Source organism: Solimonas variicoloris DSM 15731, assembly GCF_000382285.1.
Taxonomy (GTDB): Bacteria; Pseudomonadota; Gammaproteobacteria; order Nevskiales; family Nevskiaceae; genus Solimonas; species Solimonas variicoloris.
Genome location: NZ_KB907926.1, coordinates 106,013 through 126,518, shown reverse-complemented (window position 1 = coordinate 126,518; position 20,506 = coordinate 106,013). Strand labels below are relative to the sequence as shown.

Sequence of the window (20,506 nt, the reverse complement as noted above, 5' to 3'; positions counted from 1 at the left end):
CCGCCGCTGGCGATGAGCGGCGCGATTCTGGCGATGCTCGCTTTTCCGGAAAATCTCGAAGCGCCGAAAGCAGCGGAGCGCCCGAGGCGCTCCGATCATCGTCTTGGCGGAAGGGGTGGGATTCGAACCCACGGATGGTTGCCCATCGCCGGTTTTCAAGACCGGTGCATTAAACCGCTCTGCCACCCTTCCGTCGCGCGGCGCGGCGGGATTGTACATGCGCGCCGCGCGAGGTCACGAGCGGGGCACGCTTCAGCCGAACTGCTTGACCGCGATCTGCGCGACGTGCCTGCCCTGGAAGCGCGCCATGCCGAGTTCCTGCTCGCTGGGCATGCGCTTGCCGTCGCCGCCGGCGATCGTCGAGGCGCCGTACGGGCTGCCGCCCTTGATTTCGTCGAGGCCCATCTGCGCGGCGCAGCTGTACGGCAGGCCGACGATCATCATGCCGTGATGCAGCAGGTTGGTGTGAAAAGTCAGCAGCGTGCTTTCCTGGCCGCCGTGCTGGGTGGCGCTCGAGGTGAACACGCTGCCGATCTTGCCGATCAGCGCGCCCTTGGCCCACAGGCCGCCGGTCTGGTCGAGGAAGGTGCGCATCTGGCCGGTCATGTTGCCGAAGCGTGTCGGCGTGCCGAACAGGATCGCGTCATAGCCGGCCAGTTCGTCGACCGTCGCGACCGGCGCGGTCTGGTGCAGCTTGGCGCCGATCTTGGCGAGGACGTCCTCGCTCGTCGTCTCGGGGACGCGCTTGAGGCTGGTTTCCACGCCGGCGACTTCGCCGGCCCCGGCGGCGACGGCCTGCGCCATCGCTTCGATGTGGCCGTAGAGGCTGTGATAGAGCACGAGGATCTTGGCCATGGGAGCGCTCCGGCGTGTCGAGGGGATGGAGCCGCAGCTTAATCCGCCGCGGGGTCGCCGGCGACCGCCATCGGCCGCGGCGCCGCGGACAGCGGTTGCGTGCGCGCCGGCACGGATGCGGCGCGCGCATTGCGGCAGTCTGTCGCCTTTCGGCAGCCGCGCGCCGCCAACAGGCCGGTAAGTGAATTTGGCATGCCCTTCCTCTAAACTTCTGGCCCCTGACCGGGTTGGGCCGGGACACGGAATACACAGCGGAGCATTGGAACTTATGAACGAGAAGTTGTTGAACGAAACCGCGCTCGCCATGGTCGCCCCGGGCAAGGGAATCCTGGCCGCCGACGAGAGCACGGGCACGATCGAGAAGCGCTTCAAGAGCATCAACATCGAGAACACCGAAGCGCATCGCCAGGCGTACCGCGACATGCTGTTCACGACCCAGGGCTTCGAGCAGTACACCTCGGGCGTGATCCTGTTCGAGGAAACGCTGTTCCAGAAGGCGCTCGACGGCACGCCGTTCCCGCAGCTGCTCGCCGCCAAGGGCGTGATCCCGGGCATCAAGGTCGACAAGGGCGCCAAGGACCTCGCCGGCGCGCCGGGCGAGACGGTCACCGAAGGCCTCGACGGCCTGCGCGAGCGCCTCGTCAAGTACCGTGAGGCCGGTGCCCGCTTCGCCAAGTGGCGCGGCGTCATCACCATCGGCAACGGCATCCCGAGCGACTACTGCATCCACACCAACGCGCACGCGCTGGCCCGCTACGCGGCGCTGTGCCAGGAAGCCGGCATCGTGCCGATCGTCGAGCCGGAAGTGCTGATGGACGCCGACAACACGATCGAGGTCTGCGAGGACGTCACCAATCGCACGCTCGAAGCGGTGTTCGTCGAACTCGGCAAGCAGAAGGTCCTGCTCGAGGGCATGGTGCTCAAGCCGAACATGGTCATCTCCGGCAAGAAGTGCCCGGTGCAGGCCGATCGCCAGACGGTCGCCGCCGCCACGCTGCGCACGCTCAAGCGCCACGTGCCGGGTGCGGTGCCGGGCATCGCCTTCCTGTCGGGCGGCCAGTCGGACGAGGACGCGACCGCGCACCTTGACCTGATGAACAAGATGGGTCCGCTGCCGTGGAAGCTGACGTTCTCGTACGGCCGCGCCCTGCAGGCCGCGGCGCTGAAGGCCTGGGGCGGCAAGAACGCCGACGCCGGCCGCGTCGCGCATCTGCATCGCGCGCACATGAACGGCCTCGCCGCGCTCGGCAAGTGGGACGCCGCGCTCGAAAAGGCGGCCTGAAGCCGGTCCGCGCCGGCGCTCGCTGAAGCGCCGTGACGACGCCCGCCGCAGTCGATGCGGCGGGCGTTTTCTTTGGCGCGCGTTTTTCCGGCCGCGGCGTGCGCACGCCGGCGTGATGCCCGCGCGGTCGGCGCCGACCGCGCCGATGCCGCACGGTTACGCGCAGATGGCGCGGCAGCGACGGGGCCAAATTTGCGCGCAGGCGCACGACGCGCGCCGTGGCAGACTGCGCGCCTGACATTCGGAGACGCGCATGACGGACCTGGCGGGCAAGACGATCTGGATCACCGGCGCCTCGAGCGGCATCGGCGAAGCGATGGCGGTGCTTGCCAGCCGGCAGGGCGCCAGGCTGGTGCTGAGCGCGCGGCGTGTCGACGAGCTCGAACGTGTGCGCGCCGCCTGCGCCGATCCGGCGAAGGTCGCCGTGCTGCCGCTCGATCTCACCCAGTTCGACGCCGAGGCCGCGCGCGCCGCGGCCGAGGCCTGCTTCGGGCCGATCGACGTGCTCGTCAACAACGCCGGCATCTCGCAGCGCAGCCTGATGCTCGACACCTCGATGGACGTCTACCGGCGCATCATGGAGCTGGATTTCTTCGCGACGGTGGCGCTGACCAAGGCCGTGGTGCCGGGCATGCGCGCGCGCGGCGGCGGACACGTCGTGGTCATCAGCAGCGTGGTCGGCAAGATGGGCACGCCGCTGCGCACCGGCTATGCGGCCGCCAAGCACGCGCTGCACGGCTTCTTCGAATCGGCGCGGGCCGAGCTGTGGCGCGACCAGGTGCGCTTCACGCTGGTCTGCCCCGGCTTCATCCGCACGGAAGTGTCGCGCAACGCCATCACCGGCGACGGCGGCCGGCACGACCGGATGGACGATGCGCAGGCCAAGGGTATGGATGCGCAAACCTGTGCCGCGCGGATCTGGGCCGGCGTCGCGCGCAATGCCGAAGAGCTGTACGTCGGCCGCGAGAAGGCGGCGATCTACCTGAAGCGCTGGGCGCCGTCGCTGGTCTCGGCGCTGGTCAAGCGCGCCAAGGTGACCTGAAGGCCGGGCCGGCGCGCGCCGGCATTCAGCGCGGCGCGTCGAGCAGTTGCAGCACGCGGCGCTCAGCCCAGGTCGCGCCGGCGATCGCGTCGAAAAAGCCGCAGTGCCCGCCGTAGCGGGTGAGATCGAAGCTGCGCAGCGCGCCCTGCGCGCGCAGGCCGGCGAAATCCGCGACCGGGATCACCGGATCGTCGGCGGCGGTAATGATGGCCAGCGGCGTCGGCGAGGCATAGAGCTGCGCGGCGCCGAGCGTGTAGGCGGCGAAGTAGGGATCGAGCGCGCCGTATTCGGTATGGCGTTCGGCGAAATGGCGGGTGATCGCGACCAGGCTGCGCTCGCCGAGCAGGTGCGCGACGTCGAGTTCCGGCCAGGCCGCCTTCTTCGCCTGCACGGTCTTGCGCCATTTGCCGGTGAAGTACCAGCGGAACAGCGTCGGCCCGTCGTCGATCGCCTGCATTGTCGCGCGCGGATTGATCGCCGGCGAGATGCCGATCGCCAGGTGCGGGTGCACGCCGGCGGCCGGTCCGTGCAGGCCGACGCGCAGCGCGAAATTGCCGCCGAGCGAGAAGCCGATGACGTACAGCGGCGCGTCGGCCGTGCGCACCGGCGCCGCGGCGATCGCGCCGAGCACTTCGGCGATGCGCGCCGAATGGAAGAACTCGCGGTTCAGATGATGCGTGCCGCCGTGGTCGCGCAGGTTCAGGCGCAGCACGTCGAAGCCGGCGGCGTAGACCGTGCACGCCATCGAGTACAGATAGCTCGACGCGTGGCTGCCTTCCCAGCCGTGGATCAGCACGACGCGGCCGCGCGGCGGCGCGGCCGGCGGCTGCGGCGACCAGTAGGCGGCGAGCCGCACGCCGTCGCCGGCGTCGAGTAGCATCGGCTGGCAGGCCGCCTCCATGCGGCCGTCGCGCGCCAGCCAGCGGCGCCGGCGCGGACTCTTGGTCGCGAGGATCGATTGGATCTGCGGGTGACGCAGCAGCCGCGGCGGAAGAAAGGCGTCGCCCGCTCGATCGGGCCGGCCGGTGCTCACAGCAGGCGCTCGAGCACGCCTTCGTAGATGCGGCTGAGGCGGTCGAGATCGTCGACGCGCACGTGCTCGTTGATCTTGTGGATGCTGTCGTTGACCGGGCCGATCTCGACGGTCTGCGCTCCCCACGGCGCGAGGAAGCGCGCGTCGGAGGTGCCGCCGCCGGTGAACAGCAGCGGCGCGGCGATGCCGGTGACGTCCGCGATCGACGCGCGCGCGGCGTCGACCAGCTCGGCCTCGCGCGTCAGGAACGGCTCGCCGGACAGCCACCAGTCGGCCTCGTAGCGCAGGCCGTGACGGTCGAGGATGGCGCCGACGCGCGCCTTCAGATCCTCGGCGTTCGATTCGGTGCAGAAGCGGAAGTTGAAGATCAGGTCGACGTGGCCGGGAATGACGTTGTTCGCGCCGGTGCCGGCGTGAAGGTTCGAGACCTGAAACGAGGTCGGCGGGAAGTGCGCGTTGCCGTGATCCCAGACCGTCGCCGTCAGCTCGGCGAGCGCCGGCGCGAGGCGGTGGATCGGGTTCTCGGCCTTGTCCGGATAGGCGACGTGGCCCTGCTTGCCGAGCACGCGCAGATTGCAGCCGAGCGAGCCGCGGCGGCCGATCGTGATGCGATCGCCGAGGCGTTCGGCGGCGGTCGCCTCGCCGACGATCGCGTAGTCCGGCCGGAGGCCGCGCGCCTTCAGCACCTCGACGACGTGGCGCGTGCCGTGGCGGGCGCTGCCTTCCTCGTCGCTGGTGATGAGGAAGGCGAGGGTGCCGCGCAGCGCGCGGCGCGCCAGCAGGCGTTCGGCGGCGACCACCATCGCCGCGAGTCCCGACTTCATGTCGGCGGCGCCGCGGCCGTAGAGCACGCCGTCGCGGATCTGCGGCTCGAACGGGTCGCTGAACCAGGCCTCGCGCGGGCCCGGCGGCACGACGTCGGTGTGGCCGGCGAGGATCAGCAGCGGACCACCGTTGCCGAGCGTCGCCCACAGGTTGGTGACGCCGCCGGCGTCGATCGCTTCGAGCGTGAAGCCGAGCCGCGCCAGGCGCTCGCCGAGCAGCGCACAGCAGCCGGCGTCGTCGGGCGTCAGCGAGCGGCGCGCGATCAGCGCGCAGGTGAGGTCGAGTACGGCGCGCGCCGCCACATCGTCAGCCATTGCAGGGTCTATCCGGGAAAAGTCGCGGAATTCTAGCCCGCTGCCGCCGCGCGCCGCTCGTGGATAATGCGGCGTCCCAGCGGAAACCGGCCATGGAAGAAACTCAAATCGCAGCGATTGCCCACACGATCCAGGTGTCGGTCGCGCCGGTGTTCCTGCTGACCGGCGTCAGCGCCATGCTCGGCGTGCTGACCAGTCGGCTGGCGCGCATCGTCGACCGCGCGCGCAAGCTCGAGGCGGAGATGCCGACGGCGCCACCCGGACGCGTGCTGGGACTGCGCAAGGCGCTGCGCCAGCAGGCGCGCCGCGCGCGGCTGACCAATCGCGCGATCACGTTCTGCATCGGCTGCGCGCTGCTGATCAGCAGCGTCATCGTCGTGCTGTTCGTCGGCACGTTTTCGCGCTGGAACCTGTCGGCGCTGATCGCCGGCCTGTACGTGGCGGCGATCGTGTCGCTGATCGGCGGCCTGTTCTGCTTCCTGCGCGAGGTGCAGCTGGCGACGCGTTATCTGCGTATCGGCGAGTTCGATCCGGAGCAGATCGCCGGCGGTACCGACGGCGGCGCGCCGACGCAGCGCGCGCCGTGAGCGCGGCCTGAACCAAGGCCAGAGCCGGCGCTGATGAGGACGCGCCGGACACGCGCGGCGGCGGGCCGCCCGCGTCCGGCGCCGGCGCTGCCGCTTACAGATCGCGCAGCAGGGCGTTGATGCCGACCTTCTTGCGCGTGTTCTCGTCGACGCGCTTGACGATCACTGCGCAGTTCAGGTTGTACTTGCCGCCGGCCTTCGGCAGGCTGCCGGCGACGACCACGGCGCCGGCCGGCACGCGGCCGTAGCTGACGGTGTCGGCTTCGCGGTCGTAGATCGGCGTCGACTGGCCGATGAACACGCCCATCGAGATCACCGCGCCCTTCTCGACGATCACGCCTTCGACGATCTCCGAGCGCGCGCCGATGAAGCAGTCGTCCTCGATGATGGTCGGCGCCGCCTGCAGCGGCTCCAGCACGCCGCCGATGCCGACGCCGCCGGACAGGTGCACATTGGCGCCGATCTGCGCGCAGGAGCCGACCGTCGCCCAGGTATCGACCATCGTGCCGCGGCCGACGTAGCCGCCGATGTTGACGTAGCTCGGCATCAGGATCGCGCCCGGGGCGATGAATGCGCCGCGACGCACCGCCGCCGGCGGCACGACGCGCGCGCCCTGGGCAGCGAAGTCCTTGGCGCTCCAGCCGGCGAACTTCAGCGGCACCTTGTCGAAGCCGGACAGCGCGCCCATCTCGATCGGCGCGTTGTCGTGCAGGCGGAAATACAGCAGCACCGCCTTCTTCAGCCACTCGTTGACCTGCCAGCCCGAGGCGGTCGGCTCGGCGACGCGTGCTTCGCCGCTGTCGAGCAGCGCGATCGCGCGCTCGATCGCCTGCTGCACCGTCGCGTCGTTCTTGTCGAACTTCTCGCGATTGTCCCAGGCCGCTTCGATGGTGTTCTGCAGAGTGGTCATCGGTGGTTTCTCTCGTTGTCGTTTGTTCGTGTCAAAAATCGTGAGGAGACCGTAAGCCGTCGTCGCGAGCAGGGCCAAGGTCGCGGCTTCCGCGCGCAGCTGTGCCTGGGCACAGCGAGCACGGAAGCCGCGAGATTGGCCCGCGCAGCAGACGGATTATGCGGTCTCGGTCTTGTCGAGGGTGCGGACCAGCACTTCGCGCAGGCCGTCGAGCGTGTCCTCGTCGGTGATCGGCCGGTGCATGCGGTCGGTCACGTAGAAGACGTCCTCGGCGCGCTCGCCGATCGTGCCGATCTTGGCGGCATCGAGCAGAATGCCGCGCTTCTGGAACACGCGGCCGATGATCGACAGCAGACCCGGCCGGTCGGCGGTGACGAGTTCGAGCACGGTGCGGCCGCGCGCGTCGTCCTGGCTGAAGTGCACGTGCGTCGGCGTGTTGAAGTGGCGCAGGCGCTGCGAGCGGCGGCGGTTGACGTCGATCGTCGAGACTTCCGGGTCCGACAGCACCTTGCGCAGCGCCGTGCGGATCTCATCGAAGCGGATCGGCTGGGTGATCGGCGTGTTGTCGCCTTCCATCACCATGTACGAGTCGAGCACGAAGCCGTCGTGCGTGGTGTGCAGGCGCGCGTCGAGGATGTTGAGGCCCAGGCGGGCGAGCACGCCGGTCGACAGGCCGAACAGGTGATCGCGGTCGCGCGTGTAGATGAACACGCTGGTGCCGCGGCCGACGATCGCGCCGACCAGCACCAGCGGCAGATCGGCCTCGCCGGCCTTGATGATCGCCGGCAGATGCCAGGCCAGTTCCTCGGCCGAGTGGCGCAGGAAATATTCGTGGTCGAAGCGCTTCCAGACGGCTTCGGCCTGCTCGCGGGTGATGCCCTGCGGTTCGAGCAGCGCCAGTGCCTTGCTGCGGATCTCAGCGCTGCGTTCGCTGTCGCTGAGCGGATTGTCGAGGCCGCGTTCGAGCGTGCGCACCGTCAGGTTGTAGAGCTCCTTGAGCAGCGAATCGCGCCAGGCATTCCACAGCGCCGGGTTGGTGCCGCGGATGTCGGCGCAGGTCAGCAGGTAGAGGTAGTCCAGGTGCAGACGGTCGCCGACCGTGCGCGCGAAGTCGGCGATCACGGCCGGATTGCTGATGTCCTGCTTCTGCGCGGTCAGCGACATCAGCAGGTGGTTCTGCACCAGCCAGCGCACCAGCGCCGCGTCGCCATGCGACAGGCCGTGGTCGAGGCAGAACTGCTCGGCCTCCTGGGCGCCGATGTCGGAATGGTCGCCGCCGCGGCCCTTGGCGATGTCGTGCCAGAAAGCACCGAGATAGAGCAGCTCCGGCTTGGCGAGGCGGTCCATGACCTGGTTGCAGAACGGCAACTCGTCGCGGAAGCGCTGCATCGCGAAGCGGCGCGCGTTGCGCACCACGTAGAGGATGTGTTCGTCGACGGTGAGCGTGTGGAACAGGTCGTACTGCATCAGGCCGACGATGCGGCCGAAGGCGGGCAGATAGCGGCCGAGCACGCCGTAGCGGTTCATGCGGCGCAGGTTGCGTGTCAGGCCGCGGCCCTCGCGGAACATCTCGATGAACAGCGAGCGTGCCTGCACCGACTGGCGCACGGCATCGTTGAGCAGGCGGCTGTCGCGCAGGATCAGGCGCAGCGTCTGGGCGCGGATGCCTTCGACTTTCGGATGCTGCTGCAGCAGCAGGAAGGCTTCGATCAGCGCCCACGGATAGCGCTGGAAGACGTCGTCGGCGCGCACTTCGAGCCAGCCGTTGCGGACTTGGAAGCGCGGATTCAGCGCCGTCGGCTCGCCGCCCTGCGCCGGGTGCACGATCGCTTCCTCGAACAGCTGCAGCAGCATGTCGTTGAGGCACGACAGCGACTTGATCGTGCGGTAGTACAGCTGCATGAACTGCTCGACCGCCATGTTCTTGTCGTCGTCGCGGTAGCCGAACAGCTCGGCGACCTTGATCTGATGGTCGAACAGCAGGCGGTCCTCGTGGCGGCCGGTCAGCATGTGCAGCGCGAAGCGCACCCGCCACAGGAAGTCCTGGCCGGCGAACAGCTCGTCGCATTCCTGCTTGGTCAGGAAGCCGCGCTCGCGCAGCTCGCCGAGCGTCTGCGCGCCGAAATAGCGCTTGGTGACCCAGCCGATCGTGTGGATGTCGCGCAGGCCGCCCGGCGATTCCTTGACGTTCGGTTCGAGCTTGTAGCCGGTGTCGTCGTACTTGCGGTGGCGCGCCGCCTGCTCGGCCTTCTTGGCCTCGAAGAATTCCTTGACCGGCCAGATCCTGTCGGGCGTCAGCGCCGCCTGCATGTCGCGGAACAGCGACTCGTCGCCGGTCAGCAGCCGCGCCTCGAGCAGGTTGGTGATGACGGTGATGTCTTTCTCGGCCTCGGCGACGCATTCGCCGACCGTGCGCACGCTCTGGCCGACCTCGAGGCCGATGTCCCAGCCGAACGCGGTCATCTGCTCGAGCGCGCTGCGATGGCGTTCGAGGGCGTCGTCGCAGTGCAGCAGCAGGATGTCGATGTCGGAATGCGGCAGCAGCTCGCCGCGGCCGTAGCCGCCGACCGCGACCAGCGCCAGGCCGCTGGCTCCTTCCGGCAGGAACTTGTGCCAGGACGCGCGCAGCACCTCGTCGACCAGGTGGGCGCGGGCGTGCACCAGCGAGTCGGCCGGCATGCCCTCGTGGAACAGGCTGTAGAGGCGGTCGCGGCCCCAGTTCAGCGTGTCGCGGAACGCGGCGATCGCGTAGCCGCCCTGGGCCAGCCGCGAGCGGATGCGTGGGGCGCTGAAGATGCTGGCGGCTTCTTCCTCCGCCAGGTCGATCTCGGCACCCATCACATCGCCCCGTCGCGCAGCGTCAGCACTTCGTAGCCGCTTTCGGTGACGAGGATCGTGTGCTCCCACTGCGCCGACAGCGAGTGGTCCTTGGTGACGACGGTCCAGGCGTCCGGCAGCAGCTTCACGTCGGCCTTGCCGGCGTTGATCATCGGTTCGATCGTGAAAGTCATGCCCGGAAGCAGTTCAAGACCCGTGCCAGGTCGGCCGTAATGCAGGACCTGCGGGTCCTCATGAAAGCCGCGGCCGATGCCGTGGCCGCAGTATTCGCGGACCACCGAGAAGCCGCGCGACTCGGCATATTTCTGGATCGCGGCGCCGATGTCGCCGAGGCGGGCGCCGGGGCGGACCTGGCGGATGCCCTCGATCATGGCCTCGTGCGTGGTCTCGCAGAGCCGGCGGGCGAGGATGCTCGGCTCGCCGACGTAGTACATGCGGTTGGTGTCGCCGTGCCAGCCGTCCTTGATGACGGTGACGTCGACGTTGAGCACGTCGCCCTTCTTCAGCACCTTGGGACCCGGAATGCCGTGGCAGACCACGTGGTTGACCGAGGTGCAGATCGACTTCGGGAACGGCGGGCGGCCGTTGCCGCCGCCGTAGTGCAGCGGGGCGGGGATGCAGTCGAGCTTGTCGACGATGTACTCGTGACAGATCCGGTTGAGCTCGTCGGTCGTCACGCCGGGCTTGACGTAGGGTTCGAGGATCATCAGCACTTCGGCGGCGGCAACGCCGGCCTCGCGCATCTTCTGCTGTTCCTCGGGGGTTTTGATCGTAACGGCCATCTCGCCTCGGTGCCCGAGCCGCCGCGCGCAGCGGCAAACTCATTGTTTTCAAAGGGGCGCTATGGTATAAAGCGCGCCCTTCAAAGGCAATCGAAACCCGGTCGCCCTTGAGGAAATCCACTCGCGCCAATCCCAGGTGCCCGCCCGTAGGCGGTGCCCCGGCGCGATTTGCCACAACCTGACGGAGTCTCAAATCATGGCGGATATCACCATGCGCCAGCTGCTCGAGGCGGGTGCCCACTTCGGTCACCGCACGCGCTACTGGAACCCGAAGATGGATCAGTACATCTTCGGCAGCCGCAACCGCATTCACATTATCAACCTCGAGCAGACCCTGCCGATGCTGAAGGACGCTTGCTCCTTCGCCGGCAAGCTCGCCGCCAACGGCGGCCGCATCCTGTTCGTCGGCACCAAGCGCGCCGCGCGCGAGACGGTCGAAGAAGAGGCCAAGCGCGCCGGCATGCCGTTCGTCAACCAGCGCTGGCTGGGCGGCACGCTGACCAACTTCAAGACCGTCAAGACCTCGATCAAGCGTCTGGTCGAGATGGAAAAGCAGGTCGAGGACGGTTCGATCAACCGCCTCAACAAGAAGGAACAGCTGCTCTTCACGCGCGAGATCGAGAAGCTGCGCAAGTCGCTCGGCGGCATCAAGGAAATGCCGAGCCTGCCGGACTGCCTGTTCGTCATCGACACCGGCTACGAGAAGAACGCGGTGCTCGAGGCCAAGAAGCTCGGCATCCCGGTCATCGCCGTCGTCGACTCGAACAACGATCCGAGCCTGATCGACTGCGTGATCCCGGGCAACGACGACGCCACCCGCGCGGTCAAGGTTTACGCGCAGTGCATCGCCGACGCCATCATCGAGGCACGTGGCGCCAACCCGGTGCCGTTCCGCACCGTCGAAGAGCCGGCCGAGGCCAGCGACGAGCGTCAGGCCCCGCGCAAGCCGCGCGGTGCGCCGCGCGGTGGCAAGCCGGGCAGCGGCGACCGCCAGGGTCGCGGCGGCCGCCGCGGCGAGTAAGCGGCATGCGTCGGCCGCGGCGTGCCGCCGCGGCCGCAGCGCCCGGCGGTCGCCGATCGCGGCCGGCCGGGCCTTGCCGTTCCACGGGGCCGGCTCGCTGAGCCGACCCATTCGTATCCCTAGCATCCAGGACATCCCATGAGCACTCCCATCACTGCTGCCCTCGTCAAAGAGCTGCGCGACCGTACCGGCGCCGGCATGGGCGACTGCAAGAAGGCGCTCGAAGCCACCGCCGGCGACCTCGACAAGGCCGCCGAGAAGCTGCGCATGGACGGCGCCGCCAAGGCCGACAAGAAGGCCGGCCGCACCGCCGCCGAAGGCGTTCTGGCGATCGCCGGCAACGACCAGGCGATGGCCATCGTCGAGCTGAACAGCGAAACCGACTTCGTGGCCAAGGGCGACGAGTTCCGTACCCTGGCGCGTCTCGTCGCCGAGGCGGCGCATGCCCACAAGCCGGGTGACACCGAGGCGCTGGTGCGTCTGCAGTCGGGCGAAGCGACGCTCGACGAGCACCGCCGCGGCCTGATCGCCAAGCTCGGCGAGAACATGACGATCCGCCGTTTCGCGATCGTCGAAGCCGCCGGCGGCCCGCTGGTCACCTACCTGCATCCGGGCGACAAGATCGGCGTCATCGTGGCGATGGAGTCAGGCGACACCGAGCTGGCGCGCGATCTGGCGATGCACATCGCGGCGATGAATCCGCGCTACCTCGACGCCGCCGCGGTGCCGGGCGACACCATCGAGTCCGAGCGCAAGGTCATCGAGGCCGGCGTCGCCAAGGAACAGGAAGACGCGCGTCTCGACGCCGAGGAAGCCGGCAAGCCGTTCAAGGCCAAGCCGGCGGAGATCCTCGCCAAGATGATCGACGGCCGCATCAACAAGTTCATCGGCGAGATCACGCTGCTCGGCCAGCCGTTCGTCAAGAATCCGGACGAGACGGTCGAGAAGCTGCTCAAGGCCAAGAACGCCAAGGTCGCGCGCTTCGTGCGCTTCGCGGTCGGCGAGGGCATCGAGAAGCAGCAGACCGACTTCGCCGCCGAGGTCATGGCGCAGGCCGGCATCAAGGCCTGATCCGCGCTAAGATCCGCGCGACGCGCTGTCACCCAAGGGGCCCCGGAAACGGGGCCTCTTTTTAAGTACCATGCGGGCGGTGCGACGCCGCCCGTTCCACGACCGCCAAGTAGCCCGCCATGAGCACGCAGCCCGCTTACCAGAGAATCCTCCTCAAGCTGTCCGGTGAAGCGCTGTTGGGTGACCAGCAGTTCGGCATCTCGCCGGAGGTCACGGCTTTCCTGGCGCACGAGATCAAGGCGGTCGTCGATATCGGCGTGCAGGTCGCGCTGGTGGTCGGCGGCGGCAACATCTATCGCGGCGAGCGCCTGGCGCGCGCCGGCATGGACCGCGTCACCGGCGACCAGATGGGCATGCTGGCGACCGTCATCAACGCGCTGGCGCTGCAGGACGCGATCGAACGCGTCGGCGGCATGCAGGCGCGCGTGCAGTCGGCGATCCGCATCAACGAGGTCTGCGAGGACTTCATCCGCCGCAAGGCCGACCGCCACCTCGAAAAGGGCCGCGTCGTGGTCTTCGCGGCCGGCACCGGCAACCCGTTCTTCACGACCGACTCGGCCGCCGCGCTGCGCGCGATCGAGATCGAAGCCGACCTGATGCTGAAGGCGACGACCGTCGACGGCATCTACACCGCCGATCCGAAGAAGGATCCGGACGCCAAGCGCTACGACGAGCTGACCTACGACGAGGCCCTGCACAAGCGGCTCGGCGTGATGGACCAGACGGCGATGGTGCTGTGCCGCGACCACGGCATGAAGCTCCGCGTCTACGACATGGATCGCCCCGGCGCGCTGCTGAAGATCATCACCGGCGACATGACGATCGGCACGCGCGTCAATCGTTGAAGAAACACCAAGAACCCAGGCCGTAAGCTGCTTTTCGGAGTCTGCAGATGCTGAACGACATCAAGAACGACGCGACCAAGCGCATGACCAAGTGCGTCGACGCCCTGAAGAACGAGCTGGCCAAGCTGCGCACCGGCCGCGCCAATGCGGCGCTGCTCGACCACATCCGCGTCGACTACTACGGCTCCGAAGTGCCGCTGTCGCAGGCCGCGCAGATCACCGTCGAGGACGCCCGCACGATCGTCATCCAGGCCTGGGAAAAGGGCCTGGTCAGCGTCATCGAGAAGGCGATCATGACCTCCGATCTGGGCCTGACGCCGAACACCGCCGGCCAGACCATCCGCATCATCATCCCGCCGCTCACCGAGCAGCGCCGCAAGGATCTGGCCAAAGTCGTCAAGAGCGAGGCCGAGAACGCCAAGGTGGCGATCCGCGCCGTGCGCCGCGACGCCAACCAGGCGGTCAAGGATCTGGTCAAGAACAAGCAGATCTCGACCGACGACGAGAAGCGCGGCGAGACCGACGTGCAGAAGCTGACCGACCAGTACGTCGCCAAGGTCGACGAGCTGGCCGCCGCCAAGGAAAAAGAACTGCTGTCGATGTGAGGTGCCGGCCGCAGTCAGCGCCATGACGCGCGTTTCCCCGAAGTCCGGCCCGGCAACGCCCGGCCTGCCGCGCCACGTCGCGATCATCATGGACGGCAACGGCCGCTGGGCGCAGGCCCGTGGCCAGCCGCGGCCATTCGGCCATCAGGCCGGCGTCAAGGCGGTGCGCAGGATCGTCGGCGCCGCGCGCGATCGCGGCATCGAGGTGCTGACGCTGTTCGCGTTCTCGCAGGAGAACTGGAAGCGTCCGCCGCTCGAGGTGCGCCTGCTGATGGAGCTGCTGATGACGGTGCTCGAGCGCGAGCTGCCGGATCTGCAGGCCAACGGCATCCGCCTGCGCGTGATCGGCGAGCACTCCGGCTTCAGTGCGGCGCTGCGCGCCCGCATCGCCGAGGCCGAGCAGCTGACCGCGCGCAATCCGGCCATGACGCTGGTCGTCGCGGTCGGTTACGGCGGCCAGTGGGACATCGTGCAGGCGGCGCAGCGCGTTGCCGCGCGCGGCGAGGCGATCACGCACGATGCGCTCGAGGCCGAGCTGGTCACCGCCGAGTGGCCGGCGCCCGAGCTGCTGATCCGCACCGGCGGCGAATGCCGGATCAGCAATTTCATGCTCTGGCAGCTGGCCTACAGCGAGCTGTACTTCACCGACGTCCTGTGGCCGGATGCCGACGCGCCGCTGTTGGATGATGCCCTGCGCTGGTACGCTGGCCGCGAACGCCGTTTCGGCGGTGTCCCTCAAGCCCAGGCCTAGCGCCGACGAGAATGCCGACATGCTGATGCAACGTGTCCTCACGGCGCTGGTCCTGCTGCCGTTGCTGCTGGCCCTGGTCTGGTTCGCGCCGACGCCGTGGCTGTTCCTGGTGCTCGGCGGTGTCGGCCTGATCATGGCCTGGGAATGGACCGCGTTCATGGGCTGGGCCGGCCGCACGCCGCAACGCCTGGCCTACCTGGCAGCGACCGCCGCGCTGCTCGCCGCGACCTGGTACAGCCCGGTCAACGGGCCGTGGCTGGGCTACGCGCTGGCGCCGGTGGTGCTGGTCTGGTTCCTGCTGCCCTTGCGTCTGCGTGCCTACGCGCACGGCGGCGCCGACGGCGGCCGCATCGCCACGCCGTGGATGATGGCCGGCGGACTGCTGATGATCGCCAGCAGCCTGATCTCGGTCGCGGCGCTGCACGGTCTGGCCAACGGGCCGCTAAAACTGCTGTTCGTGCTGTTCCTGGTTTTTGCCGCCGACACCGGCGCGTATTTCGCTGGCCGCCGCTTCGGCCGGCGCAAGCTGGCGCCGGCGATCTCGCCGGGCAAGACTGTCGAAGGCGCGCTCGGCGGCCTGGCGCTGTGCGCGGTCTGGGCGCTGGCGGCCGGCAGCTGGGTGTTCGGCCTGCGCGAGCCGGGCGCGATCGCGGCGCTGGTCGGCCTGTCGCTGCTCGTTGCCGTGGTCTCGATCGTCGGCGACCTGACCGAATCGATGTTCAAGCGCAGCGTCGGCCTCAAGGACAGCGGGCACATCCTGCCGGGCCACGGCGGCATCCTCGATCGCGTCGACAGCATCGTTGCCGCGCTGCCAACCATGGTGCTCGGTCTGCGCCTCTGCGGTCTGGCCTGAGGCGCGACGCCGCCGTGATCCAGAAACTCGTCATCCTCGGTGCCACCGGCACGATCGGCCGCAACACGCTCGATCTGGTGCGCCGCCACCCGCAGCGCCTGCAGGCCTACGCGCTGAGCGCGAATCGCGACGTCGAGGCGCTGGCCGCGCTGTGTCTCGAGTTCCGTCCGCGTCACGCGGTGATGGCGGACGTCGCGTCGGCCGAGGCGCTGCGCGCGCGGCTCGCCGCTGCCGGCGTGCCGACCGTGGTGCACGGCGGCGCCGCCGCGCTCGCCACGATCGCCGCCGACGCCGAGGCCGATCAGGTGATGTCGGCGATCGTCGGCGCCGTCGGCCTGCTGCCGACGCTGGCCGCGGTGCGCGCCGGCAAGCGCGTGCTGATCGCCAACAAGGAGCCGCTGGTGATGGCCGGCCGGCTGCTGATGCGCGAGGCCGAGGCGGCCGGCGCGACGCTGATCCCGATCGACTCCGAGCACAACGCGATCTTCCAGTGCCTGCCGCCGGACAGCCGCTGCGGACGCGCGCCGGCGCACGTGCGGCGGCTGATCCTGACCGCTTCGGGCGGGCCGTTCCGCGAGACGCCGCTCGAAGCGCTGGCGGCGGTCACGCCGCAGCAGGCGGTGCGCCATCCGAACTGGGTGATGGGGCCGAAGATCTCGGTCGACTCGGCGACGATGATGAACAAGGGCCTGGAGCTGATCGAGGCGTCCGTGCTCTACGATCTGCCCGATGCGCAGCTCGACGTGGTCATCCACCCGGAAAGCGCGATCCACTCGCTGGTCGAGTACGTCGACGGTTCGATGCTGGCGCAGCTCGGCCATGCCGACATGCGCGTGCCGATCGCGCACGCGCTGGCGTGGCCGGAGCGCTGGGAGTCCGGTGTCGGCGGCCTGGATCTTGCAGCGCTCGGACGCTTCCGTTTCGAGGCGGCCGACTTGCAGCGCTTCCCGTGCCTGGGCCTGGCGCGTGCAGCGCTGCGCGCCGGCGGCGACGCGCCGAATGTATTGAACGCGGCCAATGAAGTCGCTGTCCAAGCGTTTCTGGAAGGGCGTCTTTCGTACCCGGGGATCACCGAAGTGATAGACAGAACGCTGGCGGCTGCCGCGCGATGCACCGCGTCGCCGGCCGAGGACCTCGACGCGATTCTCGCAGTCGATGCCTGGGCGCGCGCCGCGGCGCAGGAGGCGGTCGGTGCTTGATTTTCTGTGGTCGGTCGGCGGTTTCATCGTCACGATCGGCGTGCTCGTCGCTTTCCACGAGTTCGGCCACTACTGGGTCGCGCGCCGCTGCGGCGTGAAGGTGCTGCGCTTCTCGATCGGCTTCGGTCGGCCGCTGTGGACGCATCGCGCCAAGGACGGCGTCGAGTGGGTGCTGTCGGCGGTGCCGCTCGGCGGCTACGTCAAGATGCTCGACGAGCGCGAGGGCATCGTCGCGCCCGCCGAACGGTCGTATGCCTTCACCCAGGCGTCGGTCGGCAAGCGCATGGCGATCGTCGCCGCCGGCCCGCTGTTCAATTTCGCGCTGGCCGTGCTGCTGTACTGGTGCGTGTTCGTGATCGGCGTCGAAGGCATGAAGCCGCTGATCGCCGATCCGCCGGCCGACTCGGTCGCCGCGCAGGCGCACCTGGCTGCCGGCGACGAGGTGACGATGGTTGCCGGCGAGCCGGTGCCGACCTGGAACGAACTGCGTCCCGAGATCATCGAGCGCGCGCTCGACAAGGGCGAGCTGCCGCTGACCGTGAAGTCCGCCGACGGCACGCTGCGTTCGGTCGTGCTGCCGCTGTCCGGCGTGCGCGTCGACCCCGAGTTCCTGTTCGAGGATCTCGGTCTGCACCCGTACCAGCCGAAGCTGCCGCCGATCCTCGATACCGTGCAGGCCGGCAGCGCCGCCGCGGCCGCCGGCTTCGAGCCCGGCGACGAGCTGCTGCGCTACAACGACACGCCGGTCGATTCCTGGCAGCAGTGGGCGACCTGGGTGCGCGCGCACCCCGGCGAAGTGGTCAAGGTCCGGCTGCGCCGCGCCGGCGAGGAGCGCGAGGCGACCGTGATCCTGGCGCGCGTCGACGAGGCCGGCCAGACGATCGGACGCTTCGGCGCCAGCGTGGCGAACCCCGGGGACTTGTGGCAGGATTTGCGCGCCGTCAGCCAGTCCGGGCCGCTCGAGGCGATTCCGCGAGCCGCATCCGAGACTTGGCGGATGTCGGTGCTGACCGTGCGCATGTTGTGGCGCATGGTGACCGGAGATATCTCGGTCAAGAACGTCAGCGGGCCGATCCAGATTGCACAGGTCGCGGGCTACTCGGCGCAGGTCGGGTGGATCGCGTTCCTGAGCTTCATGGCGGTGGTCAGTGTCAGTCTCGGCGTGCTCAATCTGCTGCCGGTGCCGGTGCTCGACGGCGGCCATCTGCTGTACTACGGCGTGGAGGCTCTGAAAGGTTCGCCGCTTTCCGAGCGAGCGCAGGAAGCGGGACAGCGCATCGGCCTGAGCTTGCTGGCCCTGCTGATGGGACTCGCGTTTTACAACGACATCGTGCGCCTGCTGAACTGACCAGAAAAGAAATAGAGCCGGTGAAAAGACTCAAGACTTCCAAGACGGCCATCGCGACGGCTCTGGCGGCATTGGCGCTGACCGCGCGGGCCCACGCCTTCGAGCCCTTCAAGATTTCCGAGATCCGCGCCGAGGGCCTGCAGCGCCTCGAGATCGGCACGGTGCTTACCTATCTGCCGCTGTCGGCCGGCGACGAACTGAACAATTCGACGTCGCGGCAGGCGATCCGCGCCCTGTACGGCTCCGGCCTGTTCCAGGACGTGCAGCTCGAACGCGACGGCAACGCGCTGGTCGTCAAGCTCCAGGAGCGTCCGGCGATCTCGACCTTCAAGATCGAGGGCAACGAGAAGATCGGCGGCGACGAGCTGAAGAAATCGCTGAAGGACCTCGGCCTCGCCGACGGCGAACTGTTCCGCCGCGATCTGCTCGACCAGGTCGAGCAGGAGCTGCGCCGCCAGTACTACGCCAACGGCTACTACGACGTCGGCATCGAGACCAAGGTCAGCGAAGAGCCGAACAATCGCGTGTCGCTGAACATCAAGGTCACCGAGGGTTCGGTCACCAAGATCACCGACATCAACATCATCGGCAATCATGTGTTTCCGACGGAGGAGCTGCTCAAGCAGTTCGACCTGAAGACCACCAACTGGATGCCGTTCCAGAAGAACGACCGCTATTCGAAGCAGTCGCTGTCCGGCGACCTCGAGAAGCTGCAGTCCTATTACCAGGACCGCGGATACCTGAAGTTCTCGGTCGATTCGGTGCAGGTCGCGCTGACGCCGGACAAGAAGGCGATCTACATCACCATCAACGTCACCGAAGGCGAAGTCTACAAGGTCAAGGACAGCCGCTATTCGGGCAATACCATCCTCAACGAGCGCTACCTCGAGGCGCTGACGACGACGCAGTCCGGCGAGACCTTCTCGCGCAAGCAGGCGACCGACTCGTCGGACCGCATCGAAGCGGCGCTGTCGGATATCGGCTACGCCTTCGCCAAGGTCACGCCGGTGCCGGAAGTCGACGAGGAGAAGAAGGAAGTCTCGCTCAACTACGTCGTCGATCCGGGCAAGCGCGCCTACGTGCGCCGCATCAGCTTCGTCGGCAATTCCGGCACCAACGACGAAACGCTGCGTCGCGAGATGCGCCAGCTCGAAGCGGCGCCGTTCTCGAAGTCCTCGGTCGAGCGTTCGCGCGTGCGCCTCGCGCGCCTGCCGTTCATCGAGGAGGCCGAGGTCGACACCAAACCGGTGCCGGGCAGCGACGACCTCGTCGACGTCAGCTTCAAGGTCAAGGAGCGTCCGCCGGGCTCGGTGCAGTTCGGCGTCGGCTATTCGGGCTCGCAGGGCTTCCTGATCACCGGCCAGGTGACGCACACCAACTTCCTCGGCACCGGCAACCGCATCGACCTGCAGGCGCAGAACAACGCGATCTCGCAGGCGATCAGCCTGTCGTGGACCGATCCGTACTTCACTGAGGACGGCATCAGCCAGTCGATCTCCGCCTACTACCGCAAGTCGGAGTCGGTGATCCGCTACTCGTCTGGCTTCAATACCAACACGGTCGGCGCCAACCTGACCTACGGCATTCCGCTGTCGGAGTTCATCACGCTGCGCGCCGGCCTCGGCGTCGAGGACGTCGCCGTGCAGACGTTCCCGACTTCGAGCTCGGACCAGATTCTCAAGTTCGTCATCAACAACGGCACGCAGTTCTTCATCTACCAGGCGCGCACCGGCATCAGCTACGACTCGCGCAACCGCACGTTCTTCGCGACGCGCGGCGCGCTGCATGCGCTGACCATGGACCTCGCGCTGCCCGGCGGCGATCTCGAGTACTACAACCTCAGCTATCGCGCGCAGCAGTACATCCCGCTGTTCTGGAAGTTCACCGCCGAGATCAACGGCTCGGTCGGCCTCGTCGATTCGTACGGCAGCTCTGACGTGCCGCCGTGGGAGAACTTCTTCGCCGGCGGTCCGCGTACGGTGCGCGGCTACAAGGATGGTTCGCTCGGCCCGCGCGACAATCCGTACAACAACCCGTTCGGCGGCAAGCTGCGCACCACGGCGCAGACCAATCTGATCATCCCGCTGCCGGTCGAGAGCGACGGCAAGTCGACGCGTCTGGAAGCGTTCTGGGACGTCGGCAACGTGTTCCAGGAGCCGGGCGACTTCGCGATCAGCGATCTGCGCCAGTCGGCGGGTATCGCGTTCTCCTGGTTCACGCCGTTCCTCGGCCTGCTCGATCTGAGCTACGCGTTCCCGCTGAATCCGAAACCGGGTGATGATCAGGATCGCTTCCAGATCACGTTCGGTTCAGGCTTCTGACGGTTGCCGTTCCCCCGGATTCCG

Annotated in this window: 18 protein-coding genes and 1 tRNA gene; 12 read left to right on the top strand and 7 right to left on the bottom strand. The window is 68.3% G+C overall.

Annotated features, from left to right (window positions below; genetic code table 11):
- Positions 1-104 precede the first annotated feature (104 nt).
- Together H149_RS0103145 and wrbA are read right to left on the bottom strand one after the other, a co-directional pair.
- Positions 105-192, bottom strand: a tRNA-Ser gene (locus tag H149_RS0103145).
- A gap of 60 nt (positions 193-252) precedes the next feature.
- Entirely contained in the window at positions 253-855 is a 603-nt protein-coding gene (gene wrbA, locus H149_RS0103140) for an NAD(P)H:quinone oxidoreductase (protein WP_020648282.1), read from the bottom strand.
- 268 nt (positions 856-1,123) lie between these two features.
- Between wrbA and H149_RS0103135 the strand changes: the two genes are divergently transcribed.
- Complete coding sequence (locus tag H149_RS0103135; RefSeq protein WP_020648280.1) at positions 1,124-2,137, top strand: class I fructose-bisphosphate aldolase; 1,014 nt, start codon at positions 1,124-1,126, stop codon at positions 2,135-2,137.
- Positions 2,138-2,390: 253 nt separating this feature from the next.
- The gene (locus H149_RS0103130; RefSeq protein ID WP_020648279.1) at positions 2,391-3,179 is read left to right on the top strand and encodes an SDR family oxidoreductase; all 789 of its coding nucleotides are present in this window, start codon (positions 2,391-2,393) and stop codon (positions 3,177-3,179) included.
- 25 nt (positions 3,180-3,204) lie between these two features.
- On the opposite strand, the gene H149_RS0103125 is transcribed toward H149_RS0103130, so the two are convergent.
- Complete coding sequence (locus H149_RS0103125; protein WP_020648278.1) at positions 3,205-4,212, bottom strand: YheT family hydrolase; 1,008 nt, start codon at positions 4,210-4,212, stop codon at positions 3,205-3,207.
- Positions 4,209-5,351 (bottom strand): succinyl-diaminopimelate desuccinylase, encoded by a 1,143-nt coding sequence (gene dapE, locus H149_RS0103120; protein WP_020648277.1) that lies wholly within the window; start codon positions 5,349-5,351, stop codon positions 4,209-4,211. Before dapE ends, H149_RS0103125 begins: the two co-directional genes overlap by 4 nt.
- Before the next feature lie 92 nt (positions 5,352-5,443).
- Between dapE and H149_RS19490 the strand changes: the two genes are divergently transcribed.
- A complete protein-coding gene (locus H149_RS19490) occupies positions 5,444-5,938 on the top strand; it encodes a DUF2721 domain-containing protein (protein ID WP_083930779.1) in 495 nt (164 codons plus the stop codon).
- A gap of 94 nt (positions 5,939-6,032) precedes the next feature.
- Here the strand turns inward: H149_RS19490 and dapD are convergent, their stop codons facing one another.
- The 3 genes from dapD to map all read right to left on the bottom strand — a co-directional run bounded on the left by dapD (position 6,033) and on the right by map (position 10,468).
- Complete coding sequence (dapD, locus tag H149_RS0103110; protein ID WP_020648275.1) at positions 6,033-6,848, bottom strand: 2,3,4,5-tetrahydropyridine-2,6-dicarboxylate N-succinyltransferase; 816 nt, start codon at positions 6,846-6,848, stop codon at positions 6,033-6,035.
- A gap of 156 nt (positions 6,849-7,004) precedes the next feature.
- A complete protein-coding gene (glnD, locus tag H149_RS0103105) occupies positions 7,005-9,686 on the bottom strand; it encodes a [protein-PII] uridylyltransferase (protein WP_020648274.1) in 2,682 nt (893 codons plus the stop codon).
- On the bottom strand, positions 9,686-10,468 hold the full coding sequence (map, locus tag H149_RS0103100; protein ID WP_020648273.1) for a type I methionyl aminopeptidase: 783 nt from the start codon (positions 10,466-10,468) through the stop codon (positions 9,686-9,688). Before map ends, glnD begins: the two co-directional genes overlap by 1 nt.
- Before the next feature lie 196 nt (positions 10,469-10,664).
- Here map and rpsB point away from each other — a divergent pair, with 196 nt between their 5' ends.
- The 9 genes from rpsB (at position 10,665) to bamA (ending at position 20,482) form a co-directional block, all read left to right on the top strand.
- Positions 10,665-11,489: a 30S ribosomal protein S2 gene (rpsB, locus tag H149_RS0103095; protein WP_020648272.1), complete on the top strand. Its 825-nt coding sequence runs from the start codon at positions 10,665-10,667 to the stop codon at positions 11,487-11,489.
- 138 nt (positions 11,490-11,627) lie between these two features.
- Positions 11,628-12,560, top strand: a complete 933-nt coding sequence (gene tsf, locus H149_RS0103090; RefSeq protein WP_020648271.1) for a translation elongation factor Ts — start codon at positions 11,628-11,630, stop codon at positions 12,558-12,560.
- Positions 12,561-12,679: 119 nt separating this feature from the next.
- Positions 12,680-13,405 (top strand): UMP kinase, encoded by a 726-nt coding sequence (gene pyrH, locus H149_RS0103085; protein ID WP_020648270.1) that lies wholly within the window; start codon positions 12,680-12,682, stop codon positions 13,403-13,405.
- Positions 13,406-13,452: 47 nt separating this feature from the next.
- Entirely contained in the window at positions 13,453-14,010 is a 558-nt protein-coding gene (gene frr / locus H149_RS0103080; protein ID WP_020648269.1) for a ribosome recycling factor, read from the top strand.
- A gap of 22 nt (positions 14,011-14,032) precedes the next feature.
- Positions 14,033-14,761 (top strand): polyprenyl diphosphate synthase, encoded by a 729-nt coding sequence (gene uppS, locus H149_RS0103075; RefSeq protein WP_020648268.1) that lies wholly within the window; start codon positions 14,033-14,035, stop codon positions 14,759-14,761.
- A gap of 19 nt (positions 14,762-14,780) precedes the next feature.
- Positions 14,781-15,614 (top strand): phosphatidate cytidylyltransferase, encoded by an 834-nt coding sequence (locus H149_RS0103070; protein WP_020648267.1) that lies wholly within the window; start codon positions 14,781-14,783, stop codon positions 15,612-15,614.
- A gap of 14 nt (positions 15,615-15,628) precedes the next feature.
- Entirely contained in the window at positions 15,629-16,813 is a 1,185-nt protein-coding gene (gene dxr, locus H149_RS0103065) for a 1-deoxy-D-xylulose-5-phosphate reductoisomerase (protein ID WP_020648266.1), read from the top strand.
- Positions 16,806-18,161: an RIP metalloprotease RseP gene (gene rseP / locus H149_RS0103060; RefSeq protein ID WP_020648265.1), complete on the top strand. Its 1,356-nt coding sequence runs from the start codon at positions 16,806-16,808 to the stop codon at positions 18,159-18,161. The genes dxr and rseP overlap by 8 nt, the downstream gene beginning before the upstream one ends.
- Positions 18,162-18,181: 20 nt before the next feature.
- Positions 18,182-20,482: an outer membrane protein assembly factor BamA gene (bamA, locus tag H149_RS0103055; RefSeq protein ID WP_039747832.1), complete on the top strand. Its 2,301-nt coding sequence runs from the start codon at positions 18,182-18,184 to the stop codon at positions 20,480-20,482.
- The last annotated feature ends 24 nt before the right edge of the window (positions 20,483-20,506 follow it).

Bases quoted from the DNA above. Each gene is read 5' to 3' on its own strand.
- wrbA (WP_020648282.1), bottom strand. From the start codon at position 855: ATGGCCAAGATCCTCGTGCTCTATCACAGCCTCTACGGCCACATCGAA.
- H149_RS0103135 (WP_020648280.1), top strand. From the start codon at position 1,124: ATGAACGAGAAGTTGTTGAACGAAACCGCGCTCGCCATGGTCGCCCCG.
- H149_RS0103130 (WP_020648279.1), top strand. From the start codon at position 2,391: ATGACGGACCTGGCGGGCAAGACGATCTGGATCACCGGCGCCTCGAGC.
- dapE (WP_020648277.1), bottom strand. From the start codon at position 5,351: ATGGCTGACGATGTGGCGGCGCGCGCCGTACTCGACCTCACCTGCGCG.
- H149_RS19490 (WP_083930779.1), top strand. From the start codon at position 5,444: ATGGAAGAAACTCAAATCGCAGCGATTGCCCACACGATCCAGGTGTCG.
- dapD (WP_020648275.1), bottom strand. From the start codon at position 6,848: ATGACCACTCTGCAGAACACCATCGAAGCGGCCTGGGACAATCGCGAG.
- glnD (WP_020648274.1), bottom strand. From the start codon at position 9,686: ATGGGTGCCGAGATCGACCTGGCGGAGGAAGAAGCCGCCAGCATCTTC.
- map (WP_020648273.1), bottom strand. From the start codon at position 10,468: ATGGCCGTTACGATCAAAACCCCCGAGGAACAGCAGAAGATGCGCGAG.
- rpsB (WP_020648272.1), top strand. From the start codon at position 10,665: ATGGCGGATATCACCATGCGCCAGCTGCTCGAGGCGGGTGCCCACTTC.
- tsf (WP_020648271.1), top strand. From the start codon at position 11,628: ATGAGCACTCCCATCACTGCTGCCCTCGTCAAAGAGCTGCGCGACCGT.
- pyrH (WP_020648270.1), top strand. From the start codon at position 12,680: ATGAGCACGCAGCCCGCTTACCAGAGAATCCTCCTCAAGCTGTCCGGT.
- frr (WP_020648269.1), top strand. From the start codon at position 13,453: ATGCTGAACGACATCAAGAACGACGCGACCAAGCGCATGACCAAGTGC.
- uppS (WP_020648268.1), top strand. From the start codon at position 14,033: ATGACGCGCGTTTCCCCGAAGTCCGGCCCGGCAACGCCCGGCCTGCCG.
- H149_RS0103070 (WP_020648267.1), top strand. From the start codon at position 14,781: ATGCTGATGCAACGTGTCCTCACGGCGCTGGTCCTGCTGCCGTTGCTG.